At 63.9% G+C, this 17,515-nt stretch carries 15 protein-coding genes; 4 read left to right on the top strand and 11 right to left on the bottom strand.

Annotated elements, in window-relative coordinates; genetic code table 11:
• Window positions 1–6: 6 nt before the first annotated feature.
• From CKW07_RS02510 to CKW07_RS02500, 3 genes are all read right to left on the bottom strand, one after another.
• Window positions 7–3,774 (bottom strand): nitrate reductase subunit alpha, encoded by a 3,768-nt coding sequence (locus CKW07_RS02510; protein ID WP_095143421.1) that lies wholly within the window; start codon window positions 3,772–3,774, stop codon window positions 7–9.
• A 69-nt stretch (window positions 3,775–3,843) separates the two neighbouring features.
• A complete protein-coding gene (locus CKW07_RS02505) occupies window positions 3,844–5,241 on the bottom strand; it encodes a NarK family nitrate/nitrite MFS transporter (protein ID WP_095143420.1) in 1,398 nt (465 codons plus the stop codon).
• Window positions 5,219–6,523, bottom strand: a complete 1,305-nt coding sequence (locus CKW07_RS02500; RefSeq protein WP_095143419.1) for a nitrate/nitrite transporter — start codon at window positions 6,521–6,523, stop codon at window positions 5,219–5,221. Before CKW07_RS02500 ends, CKW07_RS02505 begins: the two co-directional genes overlap by 23 nt.
• Window positions 6,524–6,837: 314 nt before the next feature.
• Between CKW07_RS02500 and CKW07_RS02490 the strand changes: the two genes are divergently transcribed.
• The 4 genes from CKW07_RS02490 to CKW07_RS02475 all read left to right on the top strand — a co-directional run bounded on the left by CKW07_RS02490 (window position 6,838) and on the right by CKW07_RS02475 (window position 10,542).
• The gene (locus CKW07_RS02490; RefSeq protein ID WP_095143417.1) at window positions 6,838–8,640 is read left to right on the top strand and encodes a HAMP domain-containing protein; all 1,803 of its coding nucleotides are present in this window, start codon (window positions 6,838–6,840) and stop codon (window positions 8,638–8,640) included.
• Window positions 8,637–9,284, top strand: coding sequence for a two-component system response regulator NarL (gene narL / locus CKW07_RS02485; RefSeq protein WP_095082486.1), 648 nt, complete (start codon window positions 8,637–8,639; stop codon window positions 9,282–9,284). The genes CKW07_RS02490 and narL overlap by 4 nt, the downstream gene beginning before the upstream one ends.
• 86 nt (window positions 9,285–9,370) lie before the next feature.
• Window positions 9,371–10,048 carry a Crp/Fnr family transcriptional regulator gene (locus tag CKW07_RS02480; protein WP_095082484.1) on the top strand — a complete coding sequence of 226 codons (678 nt, stop codon included), beginning with the start codon at window positions 9,371–9,373 and terminating at the stop codon, window positions 10,046–10,048.
• 83 nt (window positions 10,049–10,131) lie between these two features.
• Entirely contained in the window at window positions 10,132–10,542 is a 411-nt protein-coding gene (locus CKW07_RS02475; protein ID WP_095143416.1) for a putative zinc-binding protein, read from the top strand.
• Between the two features lie 75 nt (window positions 10,543–10,617).
• Here the strand turns inward: CKW07_RS02475 and CKW07_RS02470 are convergent, their stop codons facing one another.
• The 8 genes from CKW07_RS02470 to CKW07_RS02435 all read right to left on the bottom strand — a co-directional run bounded on the left by CKW07_RS02470 (window position 10,618) and on the right by CKW07_RS02435 (window position 17,442).
• Window positions 10,618–11,088: an SCP2 domain-containing protein gene (locus tag CKW07_RS02470; protein ID WP_095143415.1), complete on the bottom strand. Its 471-nt coding sequence runs from the start codon at window positions 11,086–11,088 to the stop codon at window positions 10,618–10,620.
• Window positions 11,082–11,972 carry a U32 family peptidase gene (locus CKW07_RS02465; RefSeq protein ID WP_095143414.1) on the bottom strand — a complete coding sequence of 297 codons (891 nt, stop codon included), beginning with the start codon at window positions 11,970–11,972 and terminating at the stop codon, window positions 11,082–11,084. Before CKW07_RS02465 ends, CKW07_RS02470 begins: the two co-directional genes overlap by 7 nt.
• Window positions 11,973–11,982: 10 nt before the next feature.
• Window positions 11,983–12,978, bottom strand: a complete 996-nt coding sequence (locus CKW07_RS02460; protein WP_095143413.1) for a peptidase U32 family protein — start codon at window positions 12,976–12,978, stop codon at window positions 11,983–11,985.
• A gap of 128 nt (window positions 12,979–13,106) precedes the next feature.
• Complete coding sequence (gene glp, locus CKW07_RS02455) at window positions 13,107–14,342, bottom strand: gephyrin-like molybdotransferase Glp (RefSeq protein WP_095143412.1); 1,236 nt, start codon at window positions 14,340–14,342, stop codon at window positions 13,107–13,109.
• Window positions 14,339–14,893: a molybdenum cofactor biosynthesis protein B gene (gene moaB, locus CKW07_RS02450; protein WP_095082473.1), complete on the bottom strand. Its 555-nt coding sequence runs from the start codon at window positions 14,891–14,893 to the stop codon at window positions 14,339–14,341. Before moaB ends, glp begins: the two co-directional genes overlap by 4 nt.
• Before the next feature lie 98 nt (window positions 14,894–14,991).
• Complete coding sequence (gene pdxH, locus CKW07_RS02445; RefSeq protein WP_095143411.1) at window positions 14,992–15,639, bottom strand: pyridoxamine 5'-phosphate oxidase; 648 nt, start codon at window positions 15,637–15,639, stop codon at window positions 14,992–14,994.
• Between the two features lie 148 nt (window positions 15,640–15,787).
• Window positions 15,788–16,228 (bottom strand): CopD family copper resistance protein, encoded by a 441-nt coding sequence (locus CKW07_RS02440; protein ID WP_095143410.1) that lies wholly within the window; start codon window positions 16,226–16,228, stop codon window positions 15,788–15,790.
• Window positions 16,229–16,251: 23 nt separating this feature from the next.
• Window positions 16,252–17,442: an NnrS family protein gene (locus CKW07_RS02435; protein ID WP_095143409.1), complete on the bottom strand. Its 1,191-nt coding sequence runs from the start codon at window positions 17,440–17,442 to the stop codon at window positions 16,252–16,254.
• Window positions 17,443–17,515: the final 73 nt, after the last annotated feature.

Raw genomic sequence — 17,515 nt, 5'->3', positions numbered from 1 at the left:
AACTCCTCAATCCATCTCGGTCGGCAGGGGGCGCGGCAGGTCATCGCCAGTCGAACCATCGAGCCAATCGACCTTGGCCATCTTGCGCACCACGACGAACTCGTCGCGGTTGCAACCGACCGTGCCGTAATAGTTGAAACCGTAGGCTTGCTGGGCATAGCCGCCGATCATGTGGGTCGGCTTGAGCACCACCCGGGTGACCGAGTTGTGATGGCCGCCACGGGTCTTGGTGGTTTCGGCGCCTGGCACGTTCACGATCCGTTCCTGGGCGTGGTACATCATCACCATGCCTTCCTTGACCCGCTGGCTGACCACCGCCCGCGCCGTCAGGGCGCCGTTGGCGTTGAAGCATTCGATCCAGTCGTTGTCCTCGATACCGGCACGCTTGGCGTCGATTTCCGAGAGCCAGACAATCGGTCCGCCACGGCTCAGCGTGAGCATCAGCAGGTTGTCGCTGTAGGTACTGTGGATGCCCCATTTCTGGTGCGGCGTGATCCAGTTCAGGACGATTTCGGTTTCGCCGTTGCTGCGCTTGCCCTTCACCCCTTCGATGGTCCGGGTGTTGACCGGCGGCCGGTAACTCATCAGCTGCTCGCCAAAGGCCTGCATCCACGGGTGATCCTGGTAGAACTGCTGGCGGCCGGTGATGGTGCGCCATGGAATCGCTTCATGAACGTTGGTGTAACCGGCGTTGTAGCTGACGTGATCGTCTTCCAGGCCTGACCAGGTCGGGCTGGAAATGATCTTGCGCGGCTGCGCCTGGATATCACGGAAACGAATCGCCTCGTGAGCCTTGGACAGGGCCAGGTGGCTGTGGTCGATACCGGTGAACTCCGACAGCGCGGCCCAGGCCTTGACGGCAACATGGCCGTTGGTTTCCGGGGCCAGGGACAGAATCACCTCGGCGGCATCGATGGCCGTGTCGATCTTCGGCCGCCCCTGGCTGATCCCCGCCTCGCCTTCGCGGTAATTGAGTTCGCCAAGGAATTTCACTTCCTCCTCGGTGTTCCAGTTGATGCCCTTGCCGCCGTTGCCATGCTTCTCCAGCAACGGCCCGAGGGAGGTGAACTGCTTGTAGATGTTCGGGTAGTCGCGCTCCACCACCTGCAGGTTCGGTGCGTTCTTGCCCGGTTGCGGCGCCACGCCGGCGCTTTTCCAGTCGGTGCCGCCAAAGGGCTGGGCCAGTTCGCCGACGCTGTCATGCATCAACGGCACGGTGACCAGGTCCTGCTCAACGCCCAGGTGACCGACCGCCATGCTGGAAAACGCCTTGGCGATGCCCTTGTAGATTTCCCAGTCGGAACGCGACTCCCAGGCCGGGTCGATGGCTGCCGACAACGGGTGAATGAAGGGGTGCATGTCCGAGGTGTTCATGTCGTCTTTTTCGTACCAGGTGGCCGTCGGCAACACGATGTCGGAATAGACGCAGGTCGAGGACATGCGGAAATCCAGGGTGGTGACCAGGTCGAGCTTGCCGATGGCGCCCTCGTCCACCCATTCGGCTTCGGTCGGTTTACAGTCGCCGACCTTGCCGATGTCTTCGTTCATCACCCCGTTCTTGGTGCCCAGCAAGTACTTGAGCATGTACTCATGGCCCTTGCCCGAAGACCCCAGCAGGTTGGAGCGCCAGATGAACATGTTGCGCGGGAAGTTGACCGGGCTGTCGGGCTGTTCGCAGGAAAAACGCAACGAACCTTCGTGCAACGACTTGACCACGTAGTCCTTGGGCGCCATGCCGGCCGCAGCAGCGTCACGGCAAATATGCAGCGGGTTGGTGTTCAACTGTGGCGCGCTCGGCAACCAGCCCGCGCGTTCGGCGCGGATGTTGTAGTCCAGTGCGTGTTCGGGAAACTGGCTCTTGTCCGCCAGCGGCGAGAGCACGTCGTGCATGCTCATCTTCTCGTGGCGCCACTGGGAACTGTGGGCATAGAAGAAGCTGGTGCCGTTCATCTGCCGTGGCGGACGGCTCCAGTCCAGGCCGAATGCCAGGGGCAGCCAGCCGCATTGCGGACGGAGCTTTTCCTGGCCCACGTAGTGCGCCCAGCCACCACCGGTCTGGCCGACGCAACCGCAGAGCATGAGCATGTTGATCAGCCCGCGGTAGTTCATGTCCATGTGGTACCAGTGGTTCATCGCCGCGCCGACGATGATCATCGAACGGCCACGGGTCTTGTCGGCGTTGTCGGCGAACTCACGGGCGATCTGGATCGCCTTCTCGCGGCTGACGCCGGTAATCTGCTCCTGCCAGGCCGGGGTGCCGGGCACAGTGGCGTCGTTGTAGTCCTTGGCCACGTTGGCGCCGCCCAGGCCGCGATCGATGGCCAGGTTGGCCGCCGACAGGTCGAACACGGTGGCGACCTTGGCCTGGCTGCCATCGGCCAGGGTCAGGCTGCGCACCGGCACACGGCGATACTGCACGGCATCGCCGGCGACGTGCTGGAAGTACTCCTGGGACTCACCGGCGAAGTACGGGAACGCCACTTCCGTGACCTCGCCACCGATCAGGCTCAGGGTCAGGTCGATCTCGCGGCCCTCACCGCCTTCGCGGGCCTGGATGTTCCACTTGCCCTGCTCACCCCAGCGGTAACCGATCGAGCCGAGCGGCGAGACCAGTTCGCCGCTCGCGTCGAGGGCGATGGTTTTCCATTCCGGGTTATTCTCCTGGCCGAGGTTGTCGGTCAGGTCCGAGGCCCGCAGGAAGCGATCCGGTTGATAGCCGGCGCCCGGCGCCACGCCGAGCATCGGCTTGAGCAGCACCAGCACCGGCAGGTCGGTGAAGCGTTTGGCGTAGTCGGTGAAATAGGCGCTCGGCTTGTCCAGGTGGAACTCTTTGAAGATCACATGGTTGAACGCCTGGGCCAGCGCTGCGTCAGTGCCCTGCTTGGGGTTGAGCCACAGGTCGGTGAGCTTGGCCACTTCCGAGTAGTCGGGGGTGATGGCCACGGTCTTGGTGCCCTTGTAGCGGACTTCGGTGAAGAAGTGCGCGTCGGGGGTACGGGTCTGCGGAACGTTGGAGCCCCAGGCAATGATGTAGTTGGAGTTGTACCAGTCGGCCGATTCCGGCACGTCGGTCTGCTCGCCCCAGACCATCGGCGAGGCCGGCGGCAAGTCGCAGTACCAGTCGTAGAAGCTCAGGCAAGCGCCGCCGATCAGCGACAGGTAACGGGCCCCCGCGGCATAGCTGACCATCGACATGGCCGGAATCGGCGAGAAGCCCACCACCCGGTCAGGCCCGTATTGCTTGACGGTGTAGACGTTGGCCGCGGCAATGATCTCGTTGACTTCCTCCCAGTTGGAACGGATGAAGCCGCCCATGCCGCGCTTGCTCTTGTAGGAGTCGGCCTTGGCCTTGTTCTCGACAATGCTGGCCCAGGCTTCGACAGGGGCCAGGGTCTGGCGCGCCTCGCGCCACAACTTGAGCAATGGCTTGCGGATTTTCGGGTACTTGAGCCGGTTGGCGCTGTAGATGTACCAGCTGTAACTGGCCCCCCGTGGACAGCCGCGCGGCTCATGGTTGGGCAGGTCGTTGCGGGTGCGCGGGTAATCGGTCTGCTGGGTTTCCCAGGTGATCAGGCCGTTCTTCACGTAGATCTTCCACGAGCAGGAACCGGTGCAGTTCACCCCATGGGTGGAGCGCACGATCTTGTCGTACTGCCAGCGCGAGCGGTAGACATTCTCCCAGTCGCGGGACTCCTTGCGGGTCTCCCCGTGGCCATCGGAGAACTCGCCTTGCTTGCGATTGAAATACCGCAGTTGATCCAGCAAATGACTCATGGTGCTTTCCTCTCAGGCTTGCTGCGGGGTTCTATGCCCCGCCCATGCAAGGTTTGGATTCGGTTCATGTCAGCAGGGCGTCGCGGCACCTTTACGGGCGTACCACCACCAGGTCACCACAATGCAACTCAGGTAGAAGCCGACGAACATGTAGAAGGCCATCTCCGGGCCACCGGTCTGGGCCATCGACGTGCCAAAGGATTTGGGAATGAAGAACGCACCGAAGGCGCCCATGGCCGAGCTGAACCCCAGGACGGCGGCCGACTCCTTGCCGGCATTTTTCAAGGCCTGTTCGCGGATCGCCGGCGCCTTGCCGGCCGCGGCTTTCTCATGCAGGGTGCGGAAGATCACCGGGATCATGCGGAACGTGGAGCCGTTGCCCACGCCCGTGGTGATGAACAGCAGCATGAACATGCCGAGGAACCCGTAGAAGTTGCCGCCCGTGCCGTTCTGCGGCAGGAAATGAAGGACGCCAAAGACCATCACGATCATCAACACAAAGTTCCACAACGTGACCCTCGCACCGCCGAGCCGGTCCGCCAGCCAACCGCCCAATGGCCGCACCAGGGCACCCACCAGCGGGCCAAGGAAGGCAAATTTCAGGGCGACGACCTCAGGAAAGGCGGTCTTGATCAGCAGCGGAAAGGCCGCGGAAAAACCGATGAACGAACCGAAGGTGGCCAGGTACAACCAGCACATCAGCCAGTTGTGCTTGCGCTTGAAGATCACCGCCTGCTCGCTGAACGAGGCCCTGGCGCTGGACAGGTCATTCATGCAGAACCAGGCCAGCACGGTCACGACAACGATGAAGGGCACCCAGATGAACCCGGCGTTCTGCAACCACAGTTGGCTGCCGTCTTCGAGTGTCTGCGGTTGGCCGCCGAGGAAGCCGAACACGCCGAAGGTGATCACCAGCGGCACACAGAACTGCATGACCGAAACCCCCAGGTTACCCAGGCCGGCGTTCAGGCCCAGGGCCGTGCCTTGCTGGGACTTGGGGTAGAAAAAGCTGATGTTGGACATGCTCGAGGCGAAGTTGCCGCCGCCGAAACCACACAGCAGGGCAATCCATACAAACACGCTGTAGGACGTGCTCGGGTCCTGCACGGCGAAGCCCATCCACAACGCCGGCAGCAGCAACGAAGCGGTGCTCAGGGCAGTCCAGCGGCGGCCGCCGAAGATCGGCACCATGAACGAATAGAACACCCGCAAGGTCGCACCGGACAGCCCCGGCAACGCCGCCAGCCAGAACAGCTGGTCGGTGGTGAAACTGAAGCCGATGGCGTTCAGGCGCACGATCACCGTGCTCCAGACCATCCACACGGCAAACGCCAGCAGCAGCGCAGGGATGGAAATCCACAGGTTGCGCGTCGCCGTCTGTTTACCGCTACGCCCCCAGAACTCGGGGTCTTCCGGGCGCCAGTCATGAATGACCGGCCCCTTGTCAGGCTTTTGCAGAACGGACATGGTTGTCTCCTTGGGCAATGCTGGAAATCCGGGGCGCGGCCGCCAGTGCTGGCTTGCCGAGCAGTGGGCGTTGGCGTATTTCGCTGAGGTACATCCAGGCCAGGGACACCCAGACCACGCCGTACAACAACATGAAGCAGGAGGAGCGCACGCCGGTCAGGTCCACCAGCGCACCGAACAGAATCGGCAGGACAAAGCCGCCCAGGCCACCGGCCAGGCCGACAATGCCGGACACCGCGCCCATGTTTTTCGGGTAGTCGTTGGCGATGTATTTGAAAACCGAGGCCTTGCCGAATGCGAAGGCGATGCCCATGACGAACAGCAGCACGGTGAACAGCGCAGGGTTGAGGCCGATGTGGAAATCCAGCGGGCCGTTGAGGGTTTGCACTTGCAACTGGGTCTGCGGATAAGACAGCAGGAACAGGCAGATCCAGCTCACCCACAGCACCCACCAGGTCACGCTCTGCGCGCCCCAGCGATCCGACATCCAGCCACCGACCGCACGCAGTACCCCGCCCGGCAAGGAAAAGCAGGCGGCCAGCAGCGCGGCGCTTTGCAGGCTGAAACCGTATTCCTGCACGTAGTACCGGGTCATCCACAACGCCAGGGCCACGTAGCCACCGAAGACGATCGAGTAGTACTGGCAATAGCGCCACACCGCCGGGTCTTTCAGCGCGCTCAGTTGCTCACGCAAACTGGCGCCCGAGGCACTGCGATGCTGCTTGTTGTCGGCACTGAGAAACCAGAACAGCAGCGCGGTGATGAACAGAATCGCGCTGAAGACCTTTGGCACCAGTTGCCAGCTGCCGGCGGCAATCAACGCCGGGGCGAGAAACTTGGTCACCGCGGCCCCGGCGTTACCCGCACCGAAGATGCCCATGGCAAAGCCCTGGTTGTCCTGGTCGAACCACTTGGCAACGTAGGCGATGCCGACCGAAAACGAACCCCCGGCCAGGCCGACGAACAGGCCCAGGACCAAAAACTGCCAGTAGGCCGTGGCATGGCTGATCAGGTACAGCGGCAACACGCAGGACAGCATCAGCAGGAAAAACACGCTGCGCCCGCCAAAGCGGTCGGTCAAAAGCCCCAGCGGCAAGCGTGCCAGCGAGCCGGTCAGGACCGGGGTGGCGGCCAGCAGGCCGAACTGGGTTTCGTTGAGCTGGAGCAACTCCTTGATGGGCACACCGAGCACGGCAAACATCATCCACACCATGAAGCACACGGTGAAGGCCAGCGTACTCATGCCCAGCACCAGGCCCTGTCGTACACGCGGTTGGGTCATCTCGCTCTCCAGTCAATTAGCCATGGCGGCAGACTAGAGAGAGCAACCCCGCAAAAACTTGATCAGGATCAACGAAGCCCCGGGGCCCTCAGGCCTATGCTTGTGCTGCCTACCTCCAAGGAGGTAGTCCGTAAAAACCTGTAAACCCTTTGTTTATCAGCATCTTGCCGCTTCGCCTCAAGGCCATTGCTGACATCGAGCGGTCGACAACTCTTTAGAGGTAGTGCGCCAAGGATCGGCGGCAACACCATCGCCCGCCCCCCCCTGGAGTTCTGCATGGCCGGTTTTCCTGTGTTTGCCCAAGGCCCGCGCCCATGATCCGCTGGTTGCGCAGCTCCCTGCCCGCGCGCGCCGGGCTGGCGGTGATCCTGATTGCCGTGCTCGCCCTCGCCAGTTCCCTGAGCGCCGGCCTGATCGCCTGGTTCAGCCAGGGCGACGCGGCGGCCATCAACACCGCAGGCTCGGTGCGCATGGAGACCTATCACCTGAGCTGGAAACTGGCCTCGGGGGCCAACGCCGAAGAGCTCACCCGGATTGCCCAGAGCCTGCAACAGCGCCTCAACAGCCAGTCACTCAAGGCGGTGCTGGAAGACGGTGCCAATCCCGACCTGCAACGCAGCTACCAACAGATCCAGCAAGACTGGAACGAGGCACTGCATCCGGCTCTGGTCCGTGGCGACGGGGCGACGTTTCAGGCCGGCGCCCTGCCCTTCGTCGAACAGCTGAACCGGTTCGTCAGCCTGTTGCAGCGCCAGAGCGAGCACAAGCAAACCTGGCAGCAGGTGATCCAGGGCGTCGCCCTGTTCACCACCATGATCATCCTGCTGATTGGCCTGTACGAACTGCAGTACAGCGTGGTCACTCCGCTGGAGGAATTGGTGGAGGCAACCCAGCGCTTTCGCCGGGGCGACTTCAAGGCCCGGGTCAACTATCGCTCCCCGGATGAGCTGGGACAGTTGGCCATGAGCTTCAATGCCATGGCCGAAACCATCGAAGAGTCGCACCGCACCCTGGAGACCCAGGTCCTGCAAAAGACCCTGAACCTGCAACAGGCCAATGCCGCCCTGGAGCTGCTATATCAAAGCAGCCGCAGCCTGGCGACACGCCTGGCCAATGCCGAGGGCCTGGATGAACTGATCCGGCGCTTCCAGAAGCGCCTGCCCGGGCTGCGCCTGTCGCTGTGCCTGCAAGGCCAGTTGCAGGCCCCTGCCCAGCAACTGCTCGCCCTGCATGGCGCGCGCAACCGTGAGGTCTGCGCCAGCAGCAATTGCGCCTCCTGCCAGAAACACCAGCAGCCCCATCCGATCACCCTCAGCATCAGCAACCAGGGCAGCGAACTGGGCGAGCTCAAGGCCCACTTCATCGATGGACACGCACCACAAGCCTGGGAAACCCAGCTGATCCAGGCCCTGGCCAACCTGATCGGCACTTCGCTCTCGCTCAAGCGGCAACGGGAACAGGATCATCGCCTGTTGTTGCTCGAAGAACGCACCATCATCGCCCGCGAGCTGCACGACTCGCTGGCCCAGGCGCTGTCGTACATGAAGCTGCAAGTCAGCCGCATGCAAACCCTGATGCGCCGGGGCGAACCGGTCGCGACCCTGGAAACCGTCACCGCCGAACTGCGCGAAGGGCTGAACAATGCCTACCGCCAGTTACGCGAACTGCTGACCACCTTTCGCCTGCAGATTCACGACGCCGGCCTGGTCCAGGAACTCAAGGACACGGCCCAGGAGTTTTCCCGCCGGGGAGAGTTCCAGGTGCACCTGCATGTCGACAGCCTGGCCTTCGAGCTGTCGGCCAGCGAACAGATTCACATCCTGCAGATCACCCGCGAGGCGCTCTCCAATTGCCTGCGCCATGCCCACGCGCAAAATGCCTGGCTGCAACTGCGCCAGGACGGCGAGCACGTGCGGCTGTCGATCGAGGACGATGGCCGGGGCTTCAGCGGCAGCTGCGACCAGCGCGAGCACCACGGCCTGAACATCATGAACGAACGTGCCCGCAGCTTGCGTGGCCAGTTGCAGATAGTGTCCCGGGAGCCCCAGGGCACCCTCGTCCAGATGGAATTCCGACCGGAATTTCTCGGACAACCCACAGAAGGTAGCGTCACATGAACCCGTCCCCGCAATACCGAATCCTGCTGGTAGACGACCATCCGATGATGCGTCGCGGCATCCGCCAGATGCTCGAACTTGAAGATGATTTCCAGATCGTCGGCGAAGCCGGCCACGGCGAGGAAGCCCTGGCCATGATCGAGCCCCTGCAACCTGACCTGGTGCTGCTCGACAACAACATGCCGCAAATGAATGGCATCGAAACCCTGCGGCGCTTGCGAGCCATGAACTGCAACGCCAAGGTGCTGCTGTTCACGGTGTCCGATGCCGAGGACGACATTCGCGACGCGTTGCGCCTGGATGCCGATGGCTATCTACTCAAGGACATGGAGCCCGAGCTGCTGATTCAGTACATCCGCGATGCCTTGAACGGCGCCCTGGTGATCAGCCCGGGCCTGACCCGGGTCATGGCCCAGGCGCTGCGCTCACCTCCGCGCCAGGCCGAGGTCGAGCTGACGGAGCGCGAGCGCCAGGTGCTCAAAACCATTGCCAGCGGCTTCAGCAACAAGGTGATCGGCCACAAGCTGGGCATCACCGAAGGCACGGTCAAGGTCCATGTGAAGAATCTGCTGCACAAACTGGGGCTGCGCTCGCGCGTCGAGGCGGCCGTGTGGGCCATGGAGCATCTGCGCAACGCCGGCTGAGGGCCATGCCCCTTTGGAGGTAGGCCGGCAGAGGCATAGGCCATGACGGCCGCGCGTTCTACCATGGCCGGCAGCGGAGGTACGCCATGCTGACCCACCCATCCACCGTTTCAGTCTTGCGTCGTCATCACCTGTTCAAGCAACTGCCGGACAAGGTCTTCGAGGAGGTCTGTGGCCTGGCCACGCTCAAGCGCCTGAGTTGTCACAGCACGCTCATGCACCAAGGGGACCCGGCCAAGCGTTTTTTCCTGCTGGTCAGCGGCCAGGTCAAGCTGTACCGGATCACTGGAGACGGCCAGGAAAACCTGGTTGAGATCGTCCAGCCCGGACAGACTTTTGCCGAGGCCCTGCTGTTCAGCCAGACCCGCTATTACCCGGTGAGCGCCACGGCGCTGAAGGACAGCGTGCTGGTGAGCATTGAGGGCAACCATTACCGCAATGCCCTGGAAGACCAGCCGAAAGTCTGCCTGGCGATCCTGGCGAGCATGAGCATTCACCTGCATCAGCGCCTCAAGGACATCGACACCCTGACCCTGAGCAACGCCAGCCGGCGAGTGATCAATTTTCTGTTGCAGGAGCACGACCCGGACAACGGCCAGGTCGTGTTGCAAGTGTCCAAACGCCTGGTGGCCTCGAAGCTGGGCATCCAGCCGGAGACCTTCTCGCGGATATTGCATCGCCTGGTGGAGAGCGGCCTGATCGCCATGGAGCGGCGCACCATCCATATCCTCGCGCAAGACCTGCTGGCCACCCACCACCTCTGATGCGCGCGGGCGGACTTGACCATCATCAAGGCGCCCGGCGCACAGCCTTGCACACTGGCGGGGTCCATCAGCGGAGAGCCTTCATGCCCCCATCCACCCTGCCTCTGGTTTATTCCTGTTCAGGCTGTTCCAACGTCGCCCAACTGGCCAACACCTTGGCCTTGCGCCTGGATCGCCAGGGGCTTGCCGAAATGTCCTGCATCGCCGGAGTCGGCGGGCATGTCAGCGCCCTGGTCAACAAGGCACGCTCCGGGCGCCGGATCCTGGCGCTGGACGGCTGCCCCCTGCAATGCGTCGAAAACTGCTTGAAACAACATGGCCTGCACGCCGATGTGCACCTGATTCTCAGCCATTACGGGCTGCGCAAGCGCTATGGCGAGGATTGCACGGGGCTGCAGTGTGATGAGTTGTTTGAAGAGATCAAAGGGTTGATTGCCCCTGAGGGTCAACAGGGTGAGCAGCCGCTGGCTGAACCTGTGACGAAGTTGGCCTGAGAAGGCGAACACCGAACCTGTGGCGAGGGGGCTTGCCCCCTCGCCACAATGCTCCGCGCTCAGCTCAATGCCCCCTCAACCTGCCGCCAACCCCTTCCCCGCCCGCTCCAGGTTGCGCCACAACCAGCCCGGCAAGACCTCCGGATCGAGGCTGTCGATCAGGTTCTTCAGGGTCAGCCCCAGTTCGGTATCCCCCTCGATGACCAGGCGCCGGCGAAAAAACAGGGTGTCCGGATCTTCCTGCCGACTGGCCAGCAGCAGAAACTCTCGCCAGTTGCCGCTGATGGTCACATCGGCCTCGACCCGCTCGGCGATCTGCAGCCCAGCACGGGATCGGGTCAAGTACCACGCCAGGCCGAGGTCCGGGATCCGCAGGCACAGCCAGCGCCCGCGCAACAGATCGAACTCGCCCTCGCGCAACGGCTCGGCAAGGCAGCGATTGAGGGCCTGCTGCAACGCCAGACGCTGCACCACAAAAGGCACCCGCCGGACCAGCGGGAGCACGCGATCGGCACCGTGCAACAGCCATTTCTTTCGATTCAACACAGGCCGGCCTCCTCGACGCGCAACATCCCGGCCTGGCCATGCCAATAGCCGTTGCAGCCTTCGACGAACAACGGTGGCGCCTCGCCCAGGCGGACCCGCTGCCAGGCCGCAATCACCTCGGCCATGCCCTGGGCCCGTGGGCTCAAGCGCACGATATCGGCGCCGCTGGCCACCAGCCCCGGATAGTCGGCCAGCAGATTGGTCACCTCGGCCGACATCGTCTGAATACCGTTGAGGGTGAACAGCGCCTGCCCGTCCTGACTGCTGAGCGCCAACCCATCGGGGTAGTTGATGCAACAGAACTGGCAATCATCCTTGGGCCGGTTTTCCGCCCGGGCGGTAAAGCAGCGAGCGGAATAGGCCAGGGGCAAATGCCCATAGGCGAAGACTTCCACTTGCGGCACTTCACGCCCCAGCTCACGCACCTGCTCAAGCACCGCACGGATCAAGGCCGCCGAACACTCCACCGGCGGCACCCAGCGGATCATCCCACTATCTTGCAGTTGCGCCAGGGCGTGACCGTTGTACAGATTGAGCGCCGGGCCACCTACGAACGGCAGCTTGCGTTCGGCCAGCAACTGCACCGCGCCCATGTCATTGGCCTCCACCAGCAACTCGCCGTTGTCGCACAGGCGGCGCAGGCTGGAGAGCTCCGACGCGGCTTCGATCAGGGTCAGGCTGGAGAGCACCAGTTGCGCCTGGCTGCACGCTTGCAATTCGCGCCCCAGGCCCAGCCATTGATCCAGGGACAATGCCCGGCGCTTCGAGCACACGGTTTCCCCCAGGTAAATCACATCCAGGGGCAGGTTCGACATCTCGGCGTAAAAACGCCCCACTTGTTCTTTGTCCCAGTAATACAGGACCGGTCCCAGGCTCAGCTTCATGTTCTGCCCCTCATTGCCATGATCGATGGTAGGCGCCCAGCGTGGTCTGGCTGCCTTCGGACAAACCGGCCAGCACCTGACGCCACTGGTCCTTGACCGTGAAGCTTTTAGGCGCGGCGCGATGGGCATCGAGGGCCGCGCGCCAGACCCGGGTGACTTGCTCGACATACGCCGGGCTGCGCTGGCGGCCTTCGATCTTTACCGCCTCCACCCCGATGGCCGCGAGTTCCGGCAGCAGGTCCAGGGTGTCGAGGCTGGTGGGTTCCTCCAGGGCATGAAAGCGTTTGCCGTCGACCAGGAAGCGCCCCTTGCACAAGGTCGGATAGCCGGCGGCTTCGTCAGGGGTGTAGCGGTCGATCAGCACGTCGTTGAGCCGTGCGCTCAAGCCTTCGGCATCTTCGCTCCAGCGCACCGCCTTGGCCGGCGAACAGACGCCGCACAGGTTCGGTGACTCGCCGGTAATGTAGGACGACAGGTGGCAACGCCCCTCGGCCATGATGCACAAACTGCCGAAGCCGAAGACTTCGATGGGCACCGGACTGCTGGCCGCGACCTGACGCACCTGGGCCAGCGACAGCACCCGCGGCAGTACTGCGCGCCGAATGTTGTAGCGCTGCGCATAAAACGCCAGCGCGGCGGCATGGGTCGCGGAGCCCTGGACCGACAGGTGCAAGGTCAGTTGCGGGTGACGCTGGCTGGCATACGCCAGGACCCCGGGGTCGGCGGCGATCAGCGCGTCCACGCCATGATCGGCGGCACGGTCCACGGCACGCTGCCAGCGCTCCCAGCCCTTGGGTTGCGGGTAGGTGTTGACCGCGACATAGAGTTTGCGTTGATGCTGGCGAATGTGGGCGACCGCTGCATCGAACTGCTTGTCGTCCATGTTCAATCCGGCGAAATGCCGGGCATTGGTGTCATCGCGAAAACCGACATAAACGGCGTCGGCGCCTTGGCGCACCGCCGCTTTGAGCGCAGGCAGGTTGCCTGCCGGGCAGACCAGTTGCATGGGGAATCCTCATCAAGGAGTGCGTGCGGACCTGCGCGTCGTGCCGGGTGCGGACAGGCCCGCGGTGTCGAGTGCGCCGCCAGTCTAGCGAGACCGGCAGCGACGGCCTTGACGGCAATCAATTGCCATCAGTGCATCAGCTCGGCGAAGGACAGGAATTGCACGTTGTCGTGCTTGCGCACCTGCTGCTCGCACTCCACGACCGCCAGTCCATCGGCCCAGCAGGCCGCCGACAACATGGCCGAGCTCTGCTGGGGATGCAGCTGCACGCTCAATCGCCCGTCGGCATCGGGGACCAGTTTTGCCCGCAAGTACTGCCGGCGCCGGTTGGCTTGCAGCCAGTCGAAGCCCGCTGGCAGCGCCACGGGCCGCGGCATCACCTGACTCACGCCCTGGGCCCTGAGCAGGAACGGACGCACCACCACCAGGGCGGTGACCAGCGCCGCCGACGGATTGCCCGGCATGCCGATCCACGGCTTGCCGGCTACTTCGCCGAACGCCAGTGGCTTGCCTGGCTGAATCGCCAGCCGCCAGAAATCCACGCTGCCCAACTCATCGATGGCCCGTTTCAGATGGTCCTCTTCGCCGACCGAGACACCGCCCGAGGTCAACAGCAGATCGCACTCCGACGACGCCAGGCTCAAAGCATGCCGGCTGGCCGCCAACTCATCGGCCATGACCCCATAGTCATGCACCTCGACGCCCCAGCCGCGCAACAAGGCCGACAGGCAATACCGATTGCTGTTGTAGATCTGCCCTGGCGCCAGGGACTGGCCCGGCTCGCGCAGCTCGTCGCCACTGCTCAACAGGCAGACTCGCAACGGCCGATAGACCTCGACCTCGGCAATCCCGGCACCGGCCAGCAACCCCAGCTCCTGGGCGCGCAAGCGCTTGCCGGCCATGAGCAACAGATGTCCCTGACGGATCTCCTCGCCTTCCTTGCGCACGTGATCGCCCACCGTTGCCGGGGGCAACCAGACGCGATCGCCCTCGACCCGGCAGCTCTCCTGCGGCACCACGGTGTCAGCCCCCGGCGGCAACGGCGCGCCGGTAAAGATCCGCACCGCCGCTTGCGCCGGCAAGGGCGAGCCTGCCTGCTGCCCCGCGGCGATACGTCCGGCCAATGGCAGGCAGCCCCCCGTGGCGGGCAGGTCGGCGGCCCTGAAGGCAAAACCGTCCATGGCACTGTTGTCCCAGCAGGGCAGGCTCAGCGGCGAATGGATGTCGCGGGCCAGCACCCGGCCCAGGGCCTGATCCAGGGGAATCGTCTGCACCGAGGGCGGCGGTGGTGCCTGGTCGAGCAGATGGCGGACAGCTTCGTCAACGGGCATCAGTTGACCGCTGTCACAGACCCGGCCGGTCATGAGCGCACCTCGCACGCCTCGAGCACCTGGTGTGGTTGAGGCTTGAGGTGAGGAGCGAAATTGCACGGACCGGTACGGCTGTCCAGCTGTTGCAGCAGAATCTGGTTCCAGGCAGTGCGGCAGGCACCCGGCGAGCCGGGTACGCAGCACACCAGCACACCGTTGCTGATCCCGGCCAGGGCGCGGGACTGCAGGCTGGACATGCCGATTTCCGCCAGGGACACCTGGCGGAACAACTCGCCGAAGCCTTCCACATGCTTGTCCAGCAACGGCATCACCGCTTGCGGCGTGTTGTCCCGGGCAGTGAAACCGGTGCCGCCGGTCATCAGCACTACCTGTACCTGGGGGTCCGCGATCCAGTGTGAGACCTTGGCGCGAATCTGATAGATATCGTCCGGCACCAGGTCACGATCGATCAGCACATGCCCGGCCTTTTGCAGCAAGTCGGCCAGGGTCTGCCCCGAGGTGTCGGTGGCAAAGGTGCGCGTATCGCTGATGGTCAGCACGGCAATGTTCAACGGTTGAAACGTGCGTTGCGCCAGATGGGCCATATCCAAGCCTTCCCGTAAATGAGGACTGGCCCAAGCCTGAACCGAAACACCCGGCGAACCTATTCCTCCAAGGAGGTACCTCCACGAGGCGCCGCCGTTCAGGGAGCCAGGCGGTTGCGTGCCCACACCCCCTGGTGCAGACGGTAGTCCAGCCGGTCATGCAGGCGGTCGGCGCGCCCCTGCCAGAACTCCATGCGTTGCGGCTGCAGGCAGTAACCGCCCCACTGCTCGGGGCGCGGCACGGGCTGGCCGTCGAAGCGCCGGGTTGTTTGCGCCAGCCATCCATCCAGCTGCGCCCGATTGGCCAGCGGATGGCTTTGCGGTGATGCCCAGGCCCCCAACTGACTGGCCCGGGAGCGGGAATCGAAGTACGCATCCGACAGATCCGGGTCGAGGCGCGATACCTGCCCTTCGATCCGCACCTGGCGCTCCAGCGCCGGCCAGAAGAACGTCATGGCGGCATGGGGGTTGGCGGCCAGTTCCTGGCCCTTGGCGCTCTGGTAGTGACCGAAAAAGGTCAAGCCGGCTTCGCTGAAACCCTTGAGCAGCAACACCCGGCAGTGCGGCCGGCCCTCACGGTCGACCGTGGCCAACAGCATGCTGTTGGCCTCGACCGGTGCCTGTTCGGTATCGCGGGCCTGTTGCAGCCACTGGCCGAACAACCGCCATGGATCGTCCGGCGCGCCCTCCTCCTGCAGGCCATCGAGGGTGTAGTTGCGACGCATCTGAGCCAGGGAAAGGGGCATGACGGTGATCTCCGGTGAGGTTGCGCACAGTCTGCGAGGCCGTGCACAGCAACACCTTGATCACCATCAACAGCGGGCGTTGAATGGGTGATGCATCAGCACAAAGTCCTCACTGATCAAGAAACCCTGGCGGTCAACGCACCGACGTTCAACCGTGCCAATAGAACATGGCCTTGGCCAGGATCACGATCAGCAGCATGTGCCCCAGGATGCTGCGGCGAATCCAGCTGGCCCGGGCCTCTGTCAGCCGTGCGTGGTGCAGCCAGTACGCCAGCAGCAGGTAGTGCCCGACGATGCTCAGGGCGAGCACGATCTTCAGGCTCAACAGGCTGGCAAAACGGCTGTCCAGCGGATGGCTCAGGACACTGCGATGCTGCCAGGCCAGGCCAAGACCTGCGCCATACAACACCAGCACCACGCCATGCAGCACCTTGCGCGAGCGCACGGCAATGGCCTGGTCCGCCGTTGCCCGGGCATCCGCCGCCAATTGCCGACGCGCCGAGTGCCAGATGTACACCTCGAAAAACAGTGTGCCAATGAAGCCGATGGCCGCCAGCAAATGGGTGACCAGTAAAAAGGGATAGATCATCGTCCGCCTCCTGCGCCGTGCGCTTATCCCGGATGCCCGTCGACCCGGGCCCGCAGCAGCATCGGCCCGTAGCGCCAAGCGTATAGCGCAAACGCCAGGGCCCAGCACAGTCCCGCCAGCCACAACGCCGCCACCGGTAGCACCAGCACCAGTACGACCCGGCTGAAGCAGGCCAGGTTGAGCAGAATGAACGCCAGGGTCATGCCCGACGGCGGTTCCAATGCACGCCCGGTGTGCCCCAGGCTGACCCGCGCGATCATCGCCAGAATCAGCCCGGCCATGGCCCCTATCGTCAGGCAATGCACCGCCAGGCTGGGGTTGAGTGCCACCCCAAAATGCCACAGCGCCATGCCCAGGCACGCCAGCGCCAACCAGCCATAGGCCAGGTGCAGCGACCACAGCAACGGCACGCGCCACAGCCCGCGGTCATGCCAGCGCACCAGGCGCACCAGGTGCCCGGCCGCCAATGCTGCGAACAGCAGGCCGATCCAGAGATTGGCCGACAGCGCGGGCCCGGCGGCATACAGCAGCGCCACCAGCGCCGCCCCTGCCAACAACAGACGATCGAGCCAGGCCCAGGGGGCAACGGCCTCGGTCCGGCCCAGGCCACGCTGGGTGAAGAACGGAATGACCCGTCCACCGATCAAGCCCATCATCGCCGCCACCAGCCAGATGCCGGTCAGCACGCCTTGGCGCTGCCAGCCTTCATGGCCCTGTGCCAGGCCGTACACCGACAAGCCGTCCGCCGCCGCCAACAGCAGCAACACCACGACAATCGGGTAGTTGCGTTGCTGCCTCACGCGCCACAGGGAGCGCCCCATCAGCCCCGCCACCACCAACGGAAACGCCAGTTCCAGCAGCGCCACCAGCGGCCATGGCAGATTCACCAGCCAGGCCACCCGCGCGGCCAGCCAGAGCAAGGCCAGTGCCGCCAGCGGCTTGCCGCTCAGACCGGGCTGGCCGGTCCAGGTCTGTACCGCGGTCAGCAGGAAGCCGGCGATGATCGCCAGGCCAAAACCGAACAACAGCTCATGCCGATGCCAGGCCAGCCAGCCACCGGCGGGCTGCCAGTCACCAACGCCCCCCTTCAAGGCGATCAGCCAGAGCGGTATCGCCAGCAACGCCAGGCAAACGCCGGCGAGGAACAACGGCCGGAAAGCCAGGCGTAACACTGGCGCGATGGCCATCGCCGTACGGCGGTCAAGTACTTGCATCAAGCCACTCCTTTACCTCGCTGCCGACCTGACACGGGTCCGCTCGCGACGAATTGAATTCCGAGGCAATCAT

The sequence above is a fragment of the Pseudomonas sp. Irchel s3b6 genome (assembly GCF_900187415.1).
Classification (GTDB): domain Bacteria; phylum Pseudomonadota; class Gammaproteobacteria; order Pseudomonadales; family Pseudomonadaceae; genus Aquipseudomonas.
The sequence above is the reverse complement of the archived record's forward strand: the minus strand, read 5'-3'. Positions and strand labels throughout refer to the sequence as shown.

Bases quoted from the DNA above. Each gene is read 5' to 3' on its own strand.
- glp (WP_095143412.1), bottom strand. From the start codon at position 14,342: ATGACCGGCCGGGTCTGTGACAGCGGTCAACTGATGCCCGTTGACGAA.
- moaB (WP_095082473.1), bottom strand. From the start codon at position 14,893: ATGGCCCATCTGGCGCAACGCACGTTTCAACCGTTGAACATTGCCGTG.
- CKW07_RS02460 (WP_095143413.1), bottom strand. From the start codon at position 12,978: ATGCAACTGGTCTGCCCGGCAGGCAACCTGCCTGCGCTCAAAGCGGCG.
- CKW07_RS02490 (WP_095143417.1), top strand. From the start codon at position 6,838: ATGATCCGCTGGTTGCGCAGCTCCCTGCCCGCGCGCGCCGGGCTGGCG.
- CKW07_RS02500 (WP_095143419.1), bottom strand. From the start codon at position 6,523: ATGACCCAACCGCGTGTACGACAGGGCCTGGTGCTGGGCATGAGTACG.
- CKW07_RS02465 (WP_095143414.1), bottom strand. From the start codon at position 11,972: ATGAAGCTGAGCCTGGGACCGGTCCTGTATTACTGGGACAAAGAACAA.
- narL (WP_095082486.1), top strand. From the start codon at position 8,637: ATGAACCCGTCCCCGCAATACCGAATCCTGCTGGTAGACGACCATCCG.
- CKW07_RS02440 (WP_095143410.1), bottom strand. From the start codon at position 16,228: ATGATCTATCCCTTTTTACTGGTCACCCATTTGCTGGCGGCCATCGGC.
- pdxH (WP_095143411.1), bottom strand. From the start codon at position 15,639: ATGCCCCTTTCCCTGGCTCAGATGCGTCGCAACTACACCCTCGATGGC.
- CKW07_RS02510 (WP_095143421.1), bottom strand. From the start codon at position 3,774: ATGAGTCATTTGCTGGATCAACTGCGGTATTTCAATCGCAAGCAAGGC.
- CKW07_RS02505 (WP_095143420.1), bottom strand. From the start codon at position 5,241: ATGTCCGTTCTGCAAAAGCCTGACAAGGGGCCGGTCATTCATGACTGG.
- CKW07_RS02475 (WP_095143416.1), top strand. From the start codon at position 10,132: ATGCCCCCATCCACCCTGCCTCTGGTTTATTCCTGTTCAGGCTGTTCC.
- CKW07_RS02480 (WP_095082484.1), top strand. From the start codon at position 9,371: ATGCTGACCCACCCATCCACCGTTTCAGTCTTGCGTCGTCATCACCTG.
- CKW07_RS02435 (WP_095143409.1), bottom strand. From the start codon at position 17,442: ATGCAAGTACTTGACCGCCGTACGGCGATGGCCATCGCGCCAGTGTTA.